Origin of the sequence: Psittacicella melopsittaci (assembly GCF_003585925.1) — a bacterium.
Classification (GTDB): Bacteria; Pseudomonadota; Gammaproteobacteria; order Enterobacterales; family Psittacicellaceae; genus Psittacicella; species Psittacicella melopsittaci.
Window position 1 is genome coordinate 26,331 of the sequence record NZ_NRJH01000032.1, and the last position, 17,032, is coordinate 43,362.

Sequence of the window (17,032 nt, forward strand, 5' to 3'; positions counted from 1 at the left end):
AAAATCCTATGTAGCAAATCTTGATAAAGATTTACTTATTTAATTAATAATTTAAGGTTGAAATATCTGCAACTAAACTAAATAGTAGCTGTAATTTGTTTAATAGAGCATATCTATTAGCTTTAACAAGTTCATTTTCGGCATTTACTACTACATTGTCGAAAAAGGCATTGATATCCTCACGTACACTTGCTAATTCTGAAAGAATTTTCATATATTCTTGGGCACGATATAGAGGTAAGCAACGTTCTTCTAAAACTAATAGGTCTTGGAAAAGATTAACTTCTTCATCTGTTTCGAATAAAGTTTCATCAACTTTAGCGTTATTATCAAAATCAGATTTAGATAAGAAGTTATTTACACGTTTATTAGCTGCGGCTAAATCTTCACAAGCTAAATTAGATTTAAAGTCATGTACGGCTTTTAAGCGTAAGAAGAAGTCATAAGGATTATCAATATTTAGATTTTGTACTGATTGAATTTCATCAATCGCATAGCCTTGTTCTTCATATAGAGCTTTAACACGACCATTTACAAAAGATAAGATATCTTCTTTAAGTTTATCAGCTGGAACAGTTAGTTTATCACCATAAACTTCAATAGTTGCCTGTACTAAACTGCCTAAACTTAAGTTAAAGCCATTTTCGGTTAGAATACGTAAAATAGAAATTGCAGCTCTACGTAAAGCAAATGGGTCTTTTGCACCTTTAGGAGGTTGGTTGATACCAAAAATACCTACTAAAGTATCTAATTTATCAGCTAAAGATAAAATAGAACCTGTTAAGGTTGTTGGTAATTGATCACCTGAAAAACGTGGTAAGTATTGCTCAAATAAAGCACGAGCTACTTCTTTCTCTTCGCCTGCAGCTTGAGCATAGTACATTCCCATAATACCTTGGGTATCAGTAAACTCAAATACCATGTTGGTCATTAAGTCACATTTTGCTAGGCGGGCTGCACGTTGTGCAAAAGTAGTATTACCTTTTAGTTTTTCTGCTAAAACTAACGCTAATTTTTCTAAGCGTAAAGTTTTATTATAAACCGTACCTAATTGGTTTTGGAATACTACCATTTTTAAACGCGGTAATAAATCTTCTAAAGGTTTTTTCAGATCTTGTTCGTAGAAGAATTTTGCATCTGATAAACGTGGACGTATTACTTTTTCGTTACCTGCAATAATTAAGCTCGGATCTTTTGGCGTTACATTAGATACGAAAATAAAGTGCGGTAATAATTGCGTAAATTTGTTATCGGCAAATAATGGGAAGTAACGTTGGTCACCTTCCATAGTATGAATTAACGCTTCTTTTGGAACTTTTAAGAATTCTTTTTCAAAGTTAGCAATTAATACATTTGGATACTCAACTAAAGAGGTAATTTCATCTACTAAATCATCTTCTAGGTTTACATAACCATTGTATTGTGAAGCTAGTTTTTTCACATTGTTCACAATCATTTTACGACGTTCAGCAAAAGAAGCTACTACCGAACCTTCAGCTAATAAGCGACTTTGATACTCGTCGGCATGATTTAAGGTAAATTCTTTTGTTCCTAAAAAGCGGTGACCATAAATTTTACGATCTGATTTAACCCCAAAAGCTGTACCTTCGAGTACTTTATCATCAAGTAACATAGTAAATGTATGTACAGGACGAATGAACGTAAAGTCATGGTTACCCCAACGCATGCCTTTAGAAATTGGAATACCTGCTAAGGCTTCGGCAACAGCTTGCGGTAAAATCTCTTCTGAACTTGCACCTGGCTGTTCAAAAGAATAATAGAGCCATGCTCCTTTATCAGTTTCTAAGAAACTAACTTGAGAAAATTCTAGGTTGTTTGCTTTTAACCAACCTTGCGCAGCTTTAGAAAGAGAACCATCTTCATTAAAACATGCAGCCTTAGCTGGACCTCTTTTTTCAACTAACTGGCTATTAGCAACACTGTTTAAGCCTTTAATGTAAACCGCAATTCTTCTTGGCGTCGCAAAAGATTCAATTTCATCGTAAGCTACATTTGCTTTGTGTAACGCTAAAACTAAAGCGTCGGTAAAACCAGCACTAATATTTTTTAAATCTGATGGTGGTAATTCTTCTGTACCTAACTCAACCAGAAAACTATGTTTATTAAGTTCTGTCATCTTGCACTATACCTTATATTAATCTAGAGTTTGCATGCGATTACACATAGGGAAACCTAAAGCTTCACGACTTGCATAATAAGCTTCAGCAACTAGTTTAGTTAATGTACGAATTCGTAAAATATATCTTTGTCTTTCGGTAACAGAAACTGCTTTACGTGCATCTAAAAGGTTAAAGCAGTGAGCTGCTTTAAGAATTTGCTCATATGCAGGTAAAGGTAATGGTTTTTCTAATTCAAGAAGACGTCTAGCTTCTTTTTCGTAATGTTCAAAGCTAGAACTTAAAAACTCAATATCTGCTTGTTCAAAGTTATATGCCGATTGTTCAACTTCATTTTGTTTGAAAATATCAGCATAATAGGTTTTACCTAAAGGACCGTCACACCATACGAGGTCGTAAACATTGTCTACGCCTTGAATATACATAGCTAAACGCTCTAAACCATAGGTTAATTCACCTGTTACAGGTTTACACTCAAGACCACCTACTTGTTGGAAATAAGTAAATTGAGATACTTCCATCCCATTTAACCAAACTTCCCAACCTAGACCCCAAGCACCTAACGTAGGGTTTTCCCAGTTATCTTCAACAAAGCGAATATCATTTTCAACTGTATCAAAACCTAACATTTTTAAAGAGTTAATATATAACTCTTGAATATTGTCTGGTGATGGTTTTAGAATTACTTGGAATTGATAGAAGTGTTGTAAACGGTTTGGGTTTTCTCCATAACGTCCATCTGTAGGTCTACGTGATGGCTGAACATATGCACAACAAATAGGCTCGGGACCTAAAGCACGTAAAACTGTCATAGGGTGAGAAGTACCTGCACCAACTTCTAAATCTAATGGTTGTACAATTGTACAACCTACATTACCCCAATACTCTTGGAGAGCAAGAATTAACCCTTGGAAGGTTTTAATATCAAAATGAGTTTTAAAATTATTTTCCATGAATAATGTCTCTTAAAAAAGAGTTAATATTACGCTATACCTAAACTTTCTTTTTGTAGTCTAATAATTTCTTTAACACTTGCTAAGCCACTGTTATAAACTTGATCAAGTGATTCTTTATTGAAGCTTTGTTTTTCTGCACTTAATTGGAATTCAATAACTTGTTCCGACTCACTCATTACTACATTACAGTCAGCCCCAATGTTTGAATCCTCTTCATAATCAAGATCAACGAGAATCTCATCTTCATTAATCCCAATTGAAATGGCTGCAACAAATTCTTTAAATGGGTTCTCTGCTACTAACCCTTTTTGCACAAGATATTGACAAGCATCATATAAAGCAATACATGCACCATTTATTGAGGTAGTACGTGTACCACCATCTGCTTGTAGAACATCACAGTCAATAGTGATAGATACATCTGGCATTTTTTCTAGATCTACTGCATTACGTAAAGCACGTCCAATTAAACGCTGAATTTCCATGGTTCGACCAGAAATACTTCCTTTACGACCTTCACGAGAATTACGCGTATTTGTTGCGCGTGGAAGCATATTATATTCAGCAGTTAACCAACCATGATTAAGCTTTTGATCTTTAATAAAAGGTGGTAATTTATTACTTACTGAAGCTGTACATAGCACTTTGGTGCGACCAAACTCAATTAATACTGAACCTTCTGCCCAAATATTACAATTACGTGTGATTTTTACAGGACGAAATTCTAAATTACTACGATTAAATGATCTTGTCTTAGTCATAAATTCTTTTCTCTAAGCAAAAAAATAATTGCTCTTTTTATTAAATAAACGAAATTTACGCAATAAAAATTGCAATCTCTCACGTGTTATATTTTATCACAAACCCAAGTATTTGGAGAGACTAACTCTAGAAAAAGTAGGGGATTTAAATACAAAAAAGACGCTACGATTTGTAGCGTCATTTTTCTTAGTCTTGTAAACCTAATTTTTTCTCTAAATAATGGATATTTGTGCCACCTTTGTTAAAGTTTTCATCATTAATAATATCCATTTGTAGAGGTAGGTTAGTTTTGATTCCTTCTACTACTAATTCAAGTAGAGCACGATTCATGCGTTTAATTGCAATTTCACGTGTATCACCATAAGCAATTAGTTTACCAATCATTGAGTCATATGTTGGTGGTACTGAATAGCCTGCATAAATGTGAGAATCCCAACGAATACCAAAACCGCCTGGAGCGTGGAAAGAAACAATTTTACCTGGAGAAGGTAAGAAATTGTCTGGGTTTTCTGCATTGATACGACATTCAATTGCGTGACCACGTACTTGAATATCTTCTTGTTTAATTGAAAGAGGTAAACCAGAAGCAACAAGAATTTGCTCACGAATTAAATCTACACCTGTAATCATTTCTGTAACAGGGTGTTCTACTTGGATACGAGTGTTCATTTCAATGAAGTAGAACTCACCATTTTCATAAAGGAACTCAAATGTACCTGCACCGCGATAACCAATACGTTTACATGCTTCAGCACAAACTGTACCAATTTTTTCACGTTGCTCTGGAGTTATACCAGGTGCTGGTGCTTCTTCAACTACCTTTTGGTGTCTACGTTGCATTGAACAATCACGTTCAGCTAAGTATACAGCATTACCAAAGTTATCAGCAATTACTTGAATCTCAATATGACGTGGGTTTTCTAGGTATTTTTCCATATAAACCATGTCATTATTGAATGCTGATTTAGCTTCAGCTTTAGTCATAGAGATAGCTTCTTCTAAGCTTTCTTCATTACGAACTACGCGCATACCACGACCGCCGCCACCACCAGAAGCTTTAATAATAATTGGGTAGCCAATACGACGGGCAATTTCTTTGTTTAATTTAATATCATTTGAAAGCGGACCATCTGAACCAGGTACGCAAGGAACACCAGCAGCTTTCATCGTATTAATTGCGGCAACCTTGTCACCCATAACACGAATTACTTCAGCAGGAGCACCAATAAAAGTAAAACCTGAGCTTTCAACAGCTTCAGCAAATTCTGCATTTTCACTTAAAAAACCATAACCAGGGTGAATAGCATCACAACCTGTAGCTTCGGCTGCCGAAATTAAGGCAGGAATATTTAAGTATGATTTAGCTGAAGGAGCAGGACCAATACAAATACTTTGATCAGCTAATGCTACATGCATTAAAGAATTATCAATAGTACTGTGAGCTGCAACTGTCTCAATTCCTAACTCTCTACATGCACGTTGTACACGTAATGCGATTTCACCACGGTTAGCAATTAGAATTCTTTTTAACATATCTTGCTCGATTAATTGTTAAGAAAATTATTCAATGATAAATAATGGTTGATCGTATTCAACAACGTTTGCATCTTCAACAAGAATTGCTTTAACCACGCCTTCTTTGTCTGAATCAATTTTGTTCATCATCTTCATTGCTTCAACAATACATAAAGTGTCACCCACTTTTACTTTACTACCAACTTCTACAAATGGTTTAGCATCTGGGCTAGAACGACGATAGAAAGTACCTACCATTGGTGATAAAACTTTATGACCTTTAATTTCAGGTTCAGCTGGTGCTGCAGGAGCGGCTGCTGGTGCAGCTGCAGGTGCTACTGCCACTGGAGCTGCTGGAGCAAAGGCATTAACACCAGTTGTTACTTGAATATTTTGCTGACGATTTAAAACGATTGAGTTTTTATCTTCAACAATTGTAATCTCAGTTAGCGAAGATTCTTCAAAAACTTTAATTAAAGCTTCAATTTTTTTGATATCAAAATTCATTGACAATCCTATTAAGAAGTTACATCATGTAAGCAAATACATAACAATGTATTTAGTCAGTTAATTATTTACAATTCGGTTTGCAAAGAAACTTTTTTAGTTAAAATTACATCCTATTAAAATCACTTCAATAGAACGCCTTTTATCCTTAAATAACATTGACTTAGCTAGCCAACTCCGAGGAGCTAAAAGTCCTTTCAACTAAATTTCAAAGTTGCAATCTTGCTTATTTTATCACAAAAACTAAATTATTTACTATTTATATACAAATCTTTTATCTTTATAAGGCGTCTAACCAATAGTTTAAAGCTAAAATATAACCCTTAGCACCTAAGCCACAAATTACGCCTTGAGCAATATCTTGTAAATAAGTGTGATGTCTAAAAGCTTCACGTTTGTGAATATTTGAAAGATGTACTTCTACAAAACGAGCTTCTACGCCTAATAAGGCATCTCTTAACGCCACCGAAGTATGCCCAAAAGCAGCAGGATTAATAATAAAGTAATCTTCTACTTCTGGATCTTCTAAACGATCAAAAAATGACTTGTGTAAAGTCGTAATTAATTCATGTTCATTGTTTGTTTGGTGAAAGTGAAGTTGCACATTATAACTTTGTTCGCTTTCAACTACCTCAAATTCAAAACTAGTGTGCACTTTAAAATTCACGCTTATATCAGCAAACTCTTGGGCATTTTTTTCTAAACTACGCTCAAGGATAAACTTAATCTCTTCACTGTTTTTTGCTTTAGCAATAAAATGCTCAGCCAGAGTTGTTTTTAACTCTTTATTAATTTGTTCTAGAGTAACTGTACCGTATTTTTCTGGCTCTCTATAACCTAAAAGATTTAGATTAGGACCGTTTAAAACAAAAAAGCGTAATGTTTTCATAATTTCCTCAAATTTAACTTAAGCAGTTATCTTCTCTCTAATTATAGTTAAACTTATACTGGTGTGCAATAAATTAGCCCTTTTAACCTAAGTTAAAAGGGCTAAGCTGTTATCTATTATTTACTACACAAGGTGGTAATTTTGGAATAGCAGCTAGAAGACGTTTAGTGTATTCATGTTGTGGATTATTAAAAATATCTTCCACATTACCATATTCTACCACTTCACCATGGTACATAACTATTACTCTATGAGAAATATGACGTACTACTGATAAGTCATGGCTAATAAAGAGGAATGAGGTATTGTACAGTTTTTGGATTTCTAACATTAAGTTTAAAATCTGAGCCTGTACAGATACATCTAGAGCACTAACCGCTTCATCGGCAACTACAATTGAAGGGTTTAAAATTAAGCCTCGAGCTATGGCAATACGTTGCTTTTGTCCCCCAGAAAACATATGTGGGTAACGTTTTAAATGCTCTACTTGTAAACCTACAAGTTGAATCATTTTTTCAATCGCTTGACGACGCTCTTGAGAATTAAGTTTAGTATTGTAGATTAAAGGTTCTTCTAAAATACTGTAAATTGTTTTACGAGGATTTAGCGATGAATGTGGGTTTTGGAATACCACTTGAATTTCTTTACGCATTAATTCTCGATCTTCAGCTTTACTAAAGTCTATTGGCTTACCTTTGAAAAGTACTTCCCCTTGGCTCGCTTTTAAAATACCTATAATCATTTTTGCTAAAGTAGACTTACCAGAACCTGACTCACCTACAATAGATACAGTTTCACCTGCATGTAATAGGAAAGATACATCCTTAACTGCTTGTAAAGTTGTACTGCTAAATAATCCCTTACGAATTTTGAAATCTTTGCTTAAACCTTTACTTTCCAGTAACACTGGAGCATCTTTCATTAAGTCATCTATATCAAATTCGTACTCAGGATAATATTTCGAAAGCTTAACTTGACGTTTGCTCCCATCAAAGAAAGTATATTCTTTGCTTGTTGGGGTTGCTTGGCTTTCTTGTTCAGCAAGGTTTTGATTTTCTTGTTCAGCCACAGTTTGACTTGTTGGTTCAACTTCACTTGCCTCAGCTGTTTCTGGAGCAGTAGCACTTGCTTCAGATGCTTCTGGAGCAGTAGTACTTGTGTCAGCTACTTCTGGAGCAGTAACACTTGTATCAGTTGCTTGCTCAGCACTTGCTGATTGTTCTTGCACCACTGTAGCTACAACATTAGCATTTTCAACTTTAGGAAAAGAAATATCCTCTTTTACTTCAGGGATATCAATTTCAGTCGGTTGAGTTGCTTGCTCGCTCACCTTTTCTTTAAGCGTATAGCCTTGCTCATTAAAGTTAACTTCTAACTCTTTCTTTTGTGTAACCTTAAGAGCACTTTGCGAGTACAAGTCAGAAAAATCACTTACTTGTGATTTAGCTTCACGTACAACTTCAGTTAGTTTTTCAGGTTTTTCTGGGTTACTTGCTTTAACATCTAAAGCTTGCTCACTATCATCAACAGAAGCAGGATCTTGAGCTAAATTATCATAAAATCCTTGCTCACTAGTGTGATGAACTTGTTCAGCTTCACTAGTTGCAGATTCTTTAGCAAAACTCACAATTAAAGGGACTTCTTGTGGCAAGAAAAAATCTGCATTTTCTTTATTACTTTTATTAACCATTATCAATTCCTTTAATTATCGATCGGTTGTAAATTGCGGGCAAATTGAGGCAATGAGCTAATTAATGCTCGGGTATAGTCTTGTTTTGGATGAAGGAAAATATCATCTACACTTCCTTCTTCAACAATTTCCCCTTTACGCATTACAATAATCTTATCTGAGATTTCAGAAATTAATGCTAAATTGTGGCTAATAAAGATCATAGTCATATTATTGTCACGCTGGATTTTTAACAGCAGATCAACAATTTGCTTTTGAATAATCACATCTAAGGCTGTAGTAGGTTCATCAGCAATTAGGATTTTTGGTTTACTTGAAATAGCTATACCTATCATAATTCTCTGAAGTTGACCTCCAGAAAGCTGATGCGGATAAGAGCTTAAACGTGATTCAGGATCTTTAATTCCCACCTCTTCTAACAATTTAATTGCTTGTTGGTGATACTCTTTGCTTGACTTACCTGGTTCATGCACTTGTAGAGTTTCAATAATTTGTTGCCCTATAGTGTAAGTAGGATCTAAAGCATTTAAAGCATCTTGGAAAATGTAAGAAATTACTTTACCTAAATAAGGTCTTTTTTGCTTAACGCTAAGATTTAAAAAGTCAATGCCGTCTACTTCAATAGTATCAGCTTCAATATGAGCTACTTTGCCCAGTAAATCTAAAACTGCTAGAGAGGTTACAGATTTCCCTGAACCTGATTCTCCCACTACCCCCAGAACCTTACCTGCTGGAGCTGTAAAAGAAACACCTTTTAAAGTTGGTTTATTTGTCTTTTTCCCAAACGTAACTTTTAAGTTTTTAACTGTTAATGCGTTGTTTGACATAATAATCCTTAACTCACCTGTCTTAATTTAGGATCAAGAGCATCACGTACACCATCACCCATAAAGTTGAAAGCTAGTACGGTTAATAGAATTGCAAGACCTGGGAAAGTAATTGTCCACCAAGCAGATAAAAAGTATCTGGTTGATTCAGATAACATAGTTCCCCACTCAGGTGCAGGAGGTTGAGCTCCCATACCTAAGAAACCAAGTGCCGACATGGTTAAAATCGCACTAGAAAAGCCCAGGGTTGCTTGTACTGCTACTGGCGTTAAAGTATTAGGTAAAATAGTGCTAAACATAAGCTTTAAATTACCTACCCCTACTAGACGTGAAGCAGTTACATAGTCTTTAGATTTTTCTACCCGTACCCCAATACGCATTAAACGTACGTAAGAAGGAATGGAAATCACCCCAATAGCAAGAGCTGCGTTTTCTAATGAAGGTCCTAAAACCGCAACTACAGCTATAGCTACTAAAAGGGAAGGAAGAGACATAATAATATCTACAATACGTGAAATTACTATGTCAATTATGCCACCACAATAACCAGCTAATACACCAAGGGTAACCCCGATTATTGAGGAAATAACAACAATAACTAAGCCGTTTAAAATAGATACACGAGCACCGTAAATAATACGCGATAAAATATCACGTCCTAGGTCATCGGTACCTAATAAAAATTGCACACTACCACCTTCCATCCATGCTGGAGGCTGTAAGGCAAATTCACGAAATTGCTCTACAGGATCATGAGGCGCTACATAAGGAGCAAAAATACCTGCTAAAGCTAGGATAATAATAAAAATGAATCCAAGCACTGCCCCTTTATTTTGCACAAACGCTTCAATAAACAATCTTGTAGAAGATTTATCGGAAATAAGATCTTTGTTACTATCTACTGAAGTTGTCATATTATTTTGCTCTTGGATTAATTAAGGTGTAGATAATATCTACCACAAAATTGATTAAAATTACAAAAAATGCAATAAAGAGAATTGCTGATTGAATTACAGGGAAGTCTCTAGAATTAATTGCATCAATTAACCACTTACCTACGCCAGGCCATGCGAAAATTGTTTCGGTTAAAATAGCTCCAGAAACAAGACCGCCCACAATTAGCCCTAAAGTTGTAACTATTGGAATTAAGGCATTACGTAAAGCGTGACTAACTATTACGCGATAACCACTAAAACCACGTGCTCTTAAAGATTGAATAAATCCTTCATTTAACACTTCTAACATAGATGAACGTGTCATACGAGCAATAATTGCAGTTGGAATGGTACCTAAAGCAATAGTAGGTAAAACAATATGAGCAAGAGCTGATTTTAAAGCTCCAACATCTTTAGATAGAATAGCATCTATAATCGAAAAACCAGTTACTTGCGGAATAAAGTATTCTACGCCAATGTAACCAGAAACAGGGAGCCACTTTAAGGTAATTGAAAAGAACATTACTAAGATTAAACCCCACCAGAATACAGGCATAGAGTATCCTACTAAGGAAATCGACATGAGTAAATTATCTAACCAACGTCCACGATTTAGAGCAGCCATAATCCCTATAGGTAAACCAATAACACAAGCAAAAAGCATTGCCGTAATGGTTAGCTCTAAAGTAGCTGGAAAACGTGCGAAGAACTCCTGGAGTACAGGTAACCCTGTGTTAAAACTTACCCCAAAATCTCCATGGAAAATATTTTTAATATAAATTAAGTATTGCGTAACGTAAGACTGATCTAAGCCTAGAGCTGCACGCATAGCGTCATAATCTTCTTGAGAAGGAGCCTTATCACCTAACATGGCTAATACAGGATCACCAGGAAGAGAGTGAACTAAAATAAAAGTTAATAATGTAATACCAAAAAAAGTAGGAATTAACATTAATACTTTTTTCAAAATAATGTTAAACATAGCTTCTATATCTGTCTAATTATTTAGAAGAATTTTCAGGAGTTTCTAATTTAACGCCATAGAATTCCACAAAACCAAATGGAGTATATTTATAATCAACAACCTCTGGGCGCATAATTGCTAAAAGCATTGAGTGACCTATAACAATAAATGGTTGATGCTCAACAAACACTTGTTCTGCTTGAGCATAAATTTTTGCACGCTCTTGGGTATCAGCTGTTGTACGTCCTAAATATAAAAGTTCATCAAACTCTGCGTTAGAAAAGCGAGAGTAATTAGATTTTTCTATAGACTGTGTCGATAGCAGAGGGGTTAAAAAGTTATCTGAGTCCCCATTATCTCCCGACCAACCATAGGTTCCTGCATCAAAGTCACCTTCACGAGTACGTTTAATAAAGTTATTATACTCATCGGTTACTAAGGTTGCATTTACGCCAATTTGTTTCCAGTCTTGCTGAATTAATTCAGCTGTACGGGTTGGGTTAGGGTTAGAAGAACGAGATACAGGTTGCACAAATAATTTAATCTCAAAACCATTTGGATAGCCAGCTTCTGCTAGTAATTGTTTTCCTTTTTCTGGATCATAAGTATCAACTTTTAGATTTGGATCATAACCTAACATAGTTGAAGTAAGAACATGTCCGTCAGTTACAACTTGATCGTTATAAACTAGTCTAGCTATAGCTCTTTTATCAATTGCCATATCTAAAGCTTTACGCACACGCACATCTTTAAGAAACTCACGATCGTTATTTAAACCTATATAAGCTACATTTAACCCAGTTTGTAGGCTTGTTTTTAGATTATACTTTTTAATAACTTCAGCTTGATCGGCTGAGTTAGGAGCTTCCATGAAGTGACACTGACCTGTAATAACTTTTGCTAAACGTGATGTTGGATCTGGGGTAATACTATAAATTAGCGTACCTATATCCGCAGGCCCTCTAAAGTAATTTGGATTAATTACATAACGAATGGCTGTATCTTTAACATATTGATCTAGTTTCCAAGGTCCAGTACCTATAGGTTTTTGGTCAATATATTCTGGATGACCTTGCTCCAGTAATTGATCTGCGTATTCTTTAGAGTAAATAGAGAGTACATCCATAGCTAAGTCTGAAACAAAAGTCACATTTGGCTGATTAAGATATACTTTTACTGTGTAATCATCTACTTTTTCTAAGTGATTAATTAAACTCCCAAAGCCCATCATTCTCCAGTAAGGGTAATTACCACCACTTACTTTGTTATATGGGTTGTCTGCGTTTAACATGCGGTCAAAAGTAAAAATTACATCATCGGCATTAAAATCACGCGTCGGGGTAAAAATATCGTTATCATTAAACTTAACCCCTTTACGTAAATGTAAAGTTACTACTTTAGAATCAGGACTTACTTCCCATGATTCGGCTAGGGCAGGAACTAAACTTGTACTTCCACGTTCATTTTCTACTAGACGATTAAAAATTACTCGTGAAGAAGAGTTATATGATGTACCGTCAGCGACAATGGCAGGACTAAGGGCACGTGGTGATCTCCCGATACAAAATACTAGGGTTTTATCTTCGTTGAGGTAACCGTGTAGAGCTTCACCTGCTACAACAGTTTTAGGTGAGTTCATGTAAGCAGCAACTCCCCCAACTACCACTCCTAGAGTAACTAAACTAAATAAAGTTTTTTTAAATCTCATGCTCTATATTTGTTTGAATTTTAAAAAATTGTTTTTTGTAGAATATAACTTACTAAATTATACAATACATATGCCCTATGAAAAAATAAAAGTCTAATTTTCAGAAATTTCCCTTACTTTTCCTGTGGCTATTTTTCTTTGGCTTTTTCCCATATTAGTGTTTTTTGTCCTTAGAAAGCCTGATTTTCCTGTAAAAATCTAAGCAGCCGTAATTTAATTAGTTGTATAATTTAGCTGTTAAGAAATTCTCATTTTATATTTACCCTAGATATGAACACAAAACTAACTAATTGGCGTGTTATTTCCTTTATTGGACCAGACGCGCAAAAATTTCTTCAAGGCCAGATACCCGCAAACCTTGAAACTCTGCCAGAGCAAACTGCTACTTATACTTCGGTTTCTTTACCAACTGGTAAAGTAATTGGTACTATCCGTTTATACAAATTCAACCTAGAGCAATTTTTAATTCTTGTTTATGGTTTAGAAAATGCTCAACGTCTAGAAAAGCATTTTAAAAAGTTTGCGATTTTTAGTAAACTCGAAATCAAACTCCAAGATCAACTTGGCGTTTATGTAAGCAATGATCCTAGTGATACAGCTACAATCGAGACTTTCGATAATAATGAATATAAAGAGATTACTCCATATAATCTGCAATTTATTATCGCTAATGCTCAGGCTAGTGAAGAACAAATCAAAGCAAAGTTTGCCGTGCAATCTCAATTACTAACTAATGCACAAGCTTTAGCTTTAACTTCGCTTCAAGGTTTTGTTTATGACCTAAAAGAAGCTGATCAAGATAGATATTTACCACAAGCTTTAGGCATAGACCAAATGGAACAAGCGGTTAGCTACCGTAAAGGATGTTACCAAGGTCAAGAAGGTATTGCTCGTGCTAAATTCCGTGGCGCAAATAATCAACTTCATGCTATTTTTAGCTTTACTGGAAGTGCACCTAGTGAACAAGCTATTTTACAAGCTCACATTAGTGAAAGTGCTAGCAAAGCAACTGGAAATATTTTAGCTTTCCATAATTTAGAAAATCTAAACATTCAAGAAAACAACATTATTGTCGATACAGTTTTGAGTGCTAAATTATCTCCAAGCGAGTATAGCTACTCTTTAAATGATAATGGAACTATTATCCCTTTAACCCTAGTAAAATTATATTCTTTAGAATAAAAAAAGCGATGCACGCAAATGCATCGCTTTTTTCTATTTCTTCCTTTCCAAGTATAAACCATAAAGGTAAAAAAGTAGCGAAGGAATTAAAGAAGCTATAAGTGGCGTTAAACCGTAAGTAACTAATAACGGACCTACTGTATTGTTTAACACATAGAAAATTAAACCTAAGATTACGGCAAAGAATATTTTTAGCATTATCGAAACATTACGCATATTCCCAAAAATACTCGAAGTAGCCACAAACATCATGACAAAAAAGCTCAAGCCTGCAAATATTTTTGCCCAAAACTGATATCTGTAAGTATCTGAGTTTTGCTTGGTTTCATCAAGATACTTTATATAACTCCATAATGAAGTTAAGGTAAAGTTATTGCTATCTTGGTTCACTAAGACTAGCTTATCTGGGGTTAAACTAGAGCTCCAGTTATATTCACTATAAAGCTTTATATCAAAATTTTGTTTAGTGATTAACTCTTTTTGTAATAACTGTAAAATCTCTTGTTCATTTCCCTCTTGAGCAAGATTTTCTTTTACTTTATTTTCTTGGCTTGGTGTTAAACCACCTTCTCCTTGCGTGTTAAAAGTAAAAACTTGCACATTAGCCATATTCCATAGTTTAGCCTGATCATTCCAAACTGCCTGTCTACCTAAAATAACTTGGCTTATTTCAAAGTTATTCTCATCATACTGTAAAATAAGAATATCCTGTAAATTAGAGTTATTTCCTACTTGGGCATAGACAAACTCGCCACTTGCTTTTGACCAAAGGCTTTGATTGCTTGTATAGAAATTACCATTATTTAGCTTATTGTTTTTCATGGCATAGCCATAAGAAGCCGCGTGAGGTGCTACCCACTGTTGCACAGCTAAATTTAACAGCGAAAATGGAATAATAAACCAAAGTAAGCCTAAAAAGATTCGCACGCGAGAAATTCCAACCGACTGGATAATAACTAATTCTCTATTGGCTGCCAATTGCCCTAAAGCAATCATAGCTCCTAATAAGCCTGCCATAGGGAAAAAAGTATTTATATCCGGAGCGGCTAACATTACTGAATAAAGTAAAGCATCAGTTAAAGTATAGGCACCTTTACCTACGTTTGATATTTCTTCGGTTATACGAATAATTAGACTAAAGAGAACCAGACCTATAAGCGTAAAGGATACAGTAACGCTTATTTTTTTTACTAGGTATCTATCTAAAATACGAAATAAAACCATGGATTACTGTCCTCCAAAGAATTTACGAATTCTAGCAAAAATAAAATTATTCTTAATATAAGGTCGGTCTGAAATTAAGATAAATACCAAGAAGACGTAAATTATATTTGTGGCAATAAAAACATACAAGGTAGTATCTATAACCTTTCCTTTATTAATTACCGAACTTAAAGAATTTAAAATGAGTAAATAAACAAAGTAAAGTGAAGTAGAAACTATCACATTAGAGTATTTACCTTGACGTGGATTTACCTTACCAAATACAAATGCAAGAAGAGCAAAAAGATATACCGATAAAGCATTTACAATACGAACAAATAAATCCAAGTATGCCATTTTATCTATATCTGGATCACTAATTATTTGCACTACAGTTTTAAATTTATATGCTTCTAAATTACTCTCTTGTTGCACTAAACCTATGCGTAAAGTTAAAGTGGTAAAGTTAATCTTGTTAATATCGGCAAGATTGCTATTTAACACTTGCTTTAATTGATCATAAGTATAGTCATTGGAATTGAAAATTAAAGTTCCTTTTTCATCGCTCTTAGGCGTTAAAAGCTTTTTAATTTCTTCTTGTTGCTCGGCAGTTAGCTCTTGAGTTGTATTATCTTGTTTTACCTTTCCTTGAGCTATAGCAGGTAAGTTTTGCGAAACTACATTATAAAAATTATCAGATAGATCGCGAGAAAATAGCGAACCATTTTCTAATACTATTAGACGCTGTCCATCCTCAACTCTAACCTGACCTTGCGAACTCATAATAAAGTTAATGTTATTTTCATTAAACTCAAAAACGTAAATACCTTTGGCAAGGTTACCATCTATTTGATTGACAAAGAGAATGTAATTGGTATTAGGGATAGAGTTAAAACTTCCTGGTGAAATTAATGAAAAAGTCGGATTTGTCCGAAAATACTGAATTTGATTACGACTTTCAGTTTGAAGACTTGGAGCTATATAGAGTGAATTTACTAAACATAGGGCAAACACTATGGTTGTCGGAAGCATTAAACTTTTAATAACTCTTCCATAAGATAAACCACAGGCATACATTACTGTCATCTCTTGATTGTTATACATGCGGATGAAAGTAAATAATACTCCTAAAAAGAAAGCAAAAGGTAAAAAATACTGGAGCATTGTTGGCATATTCAAAAGAATATACTTAAAGACAAATGCTACAGGGATATTCCCTCTACTTACTTGAGTAAAAGCCACTATTAGCTGTTGAGCAAAAAATATTGAAAATAAAATTAAAAACGTAATAATAAACGTCTTTAAAATGTTTTTCTTTAAATACTTAAGAATAATCATTCTGCGTGCAGTAATTTAAAGTTAAAAAAAATATACCTAATTTATTGTACTAGATAATGATTATATCATTATCTCATTTTCTCTCAAAAGTTTAATATTACTTATTTTTATGCAAATATGCGAAAAAAACTTGGTAAAGAGTACAAATTTATAGCTAGATTTGATAAACTATAAAAAGCTAATTAAGTACTATTAAAATAAAGTCCTACTTTCTAAAAGTATATGGGCTAAAAGAGGCTTATCAATAAGCTAACCCTTTTATATAAGGATTTTTATATGAGTAAAACTGCTTTATGCACTAAAGTATTGGACTTTGTAAAGAATAACAAACAATTACTCTTAGGTTTTTCCCTCTTTAGTTTGTTATTTTTCAAACTATATGTAGTTGTTTTCTTTCTTCCATTAGTATACTTTCATC

14 protein-coding genes and 1 pseudogene are annotated in these 17,032 nt (G+C 34.3%); 1 reads left to right on the top strand and 14 read right to left on the bottom strand.

Annotated features, from left to right (window positions below; all coding sequences use genetic code 11):
* Nucleotides 1-43: 43 nt before the first annotated feature.
* From glyS to CJP74_RS04255, 12 genes and pseudogenes are all read right to left on the bottom strand, one after another.
* Nucleotides 44-2,137: a glycine--tRNA ligase subunit beta gene (glyS, locus tag CJP74_RS04205; RefSeq protein WP_119497023.1), complete on the bottom strand. Its 2,094-nt coding sequence runs from the start codon at nucleotides 2,135-2,137 to the stop codon at nucleotides 44-46.
* Between the two features lie 18 nt (nucleotides 2,138-2,155).
* A complete protein-coding gene (gene glyQ / locus CJP74_RS04210) occupies nucleotides 2,156-3,091 on the bottom strand; it encodes a glycine--tRNA ligase subunit alpha (RefSeq protein WP_119497024.1) in 936 nt (311 codons plus the stop codon).
* Nucleotides 3,092-3,120: 29 nt separating this feature from the next.
* On the bottom strand, nucleotides 3,121-3,855 hold the full coding sequence (rph, locus tag CJP74_RS04215; protein ID WP_119497025.1) for a ribonuclease PH: 735 nt from the start codon (nucleotides 3,853-3,855) through the stop codon (nucleotides 3,121-3,123).
* Between the two features lie 187 nt (nucleotides 3,856-4,042).
* The gene (gene accC / locus CJP74_RS04220; RefSeq protein WP_119497027.1) at nucleotides 4,043-5,389 is read right to left on the bottom strand and encodes an acetyl-CoA carboxylase biotin carboxylase subunit; all 1,347 of its coding nucleotides are present in this window, start codon (nucleotides 5,387-5,389) and stop codon (nucleotides 4,043-4,045) included.
* Nucleotides 5,390-5,416: 27 nt separating this feature from the next.
* Nucleotides 5,417-5,878 carry an acetyl-CoA carboxylase biotin carboxyl carrier protein gene (gene accB / locus CJP74_RS04225; protein WP_119497028.1) on the bottom strand — a complete coding sequence of 154 codons (462 nt, stop codon included), beginning with the start codon at nucleotides 5,876-5,878 and terminating at the stop codon, nucleotides 5,417-5,419.
* A 280-nt stretch (nucleotides 5,879-6,158) separates the two neighbouring features.
* A complete protein-coding gene (locus CJP74_RS08245) occupies nucleotides 6,159-6,545 on the bottom strand; it encodes a type II 3-dehydroquinate dehydratase (protein ID WP_282432512.1) in 387 nt (128 codons plus the stop codon).
* 72 nt (nucleotides 6,546-6,617) lie between these two features.
* A pseudogene (locus tag CJP74_RS08250) lies at nucleotides 6,618-6,767 on the bottom strand (type II 3-dehydroquinate dehydratase); the annotation flags it as partial.
* A 109-nt stretch (nucleotides 6,768-6,876) separates the two neighbouring features.
* Nucleotides 6,877-8,457, bottom strand: coding sequence for an ATP-binding cassette domain-containing protein (locus CJP74_RS08100; protein WP_222986914.1), 1,581 nt, complete (start codon nucleotides 8,455-8,457; stop codon nucleotides 6,877-6,879).
* An 11-nt stretch (nucleotides 8,458-8,468) separates the two neighbouring features.
* The gene (locus CJP74_RS04240; RefSeq protein ID WP_119497031.1) at nucleotides 8,469-9,284 is read right to left on the bottom strand and encodes an ABC transporter ATP-binding protein; all 816 of its coding nucleotides are present in this window, start codon (nucleotides 9,282-9,284) and stop codon (nucleotides 8,469-8,471) included.
* A gap of 8 nt (nucleotides 9,285-9,292) precedes the next feature.
* Entirely contained in the window at nucleotides 9,293-10,198 is a 906-nt protein-coding gene (locus CJP74_RS04245; RefSeq protein ID WP_119497032.1) for an ABC transporter permease subunit, read from the bottom strand.
* A gap of 1 nt (nucleotide 10,199) precedes the next feature.
* Nucleotides 10,200-11,201: an ABC transporter permease gene (locus tag CJP74_RS04250; protein ID WP_119497034.1), complete on the bottom strand. Its 1,002-nt coding sequence runs from the start codon at nucleotides 11,199-11,201 to the stop codon at nucleotides 10,200-10,202.
* 19 nt (nucleotides 11,202-11,220) lie between these two features.
* The gene (locus CJP74_RS04255; protein ID WP_245958040.1) at nucleotides 11,221-12,891 is read right to left on the bottom strand and encodes an ABC transporter substrate-binding protein; all 1,671 of its coding nucleotides are present in this window, start codon (nucleotides 12,889-12,891) and stop codon (nucleotides 11,221-11,223) included.
* A 270-nt stretch (nucleotides 12,892-13,161) separates the two neighbouring features.
* On the opposite strand from CJP74_RS04255, the gene ygfZ reads away from it, so the two are divergent.
* Complete coding sequence (gene ygfZ, locus CJP74_RS04260; protein WP_119497036.1) at nucleotides 13,162-14,073, top strand: CAF17-like 4Fe-4S cluster assembly/insertion protein YgfZ; 912 nt, start codon at nucleotides 13,162-13,164, stop codon at nucleotides 14,071-14,073.
* A gap of 33 nt (nucleotides 14,074-14,106) precedes the next feature.
* Here the strand turns inward: ygfZ and CJP74_RS04265 are convergent, their stop codons facing one another.
* Both CJP74_RS04265 and CJP74_RS04270 read right to left on the bottom strand, forming a co-directional pair.
* Nucleotides 14,107-15,297, bottom strand: a complete 1,191-nt coding sequence (locus CJP74_RS04265) for an LptF/LptG family permease (protein ID WP_119497037.1) — start codon at nucleotides 15,295-15,297, stop codon at nucleotides 14,107-14,109.
* A 3-nt stretch (nucleotides 15,298-15,300) separates the two neighbouring features.
* Nucleotides 15,301-16,614, bottom strand: coding sequence for an LptF/LptG family permease (locus CJP74_RS04270; RefSeq protein WP_119497038.1), 1,314 nt, complete (start codon nucleotides 16,612-16,614; stop codon nucleotides 15,301-15,303).
* Nucleotides 16,615-17,032 lie beyond the last annotated feature (418 nt).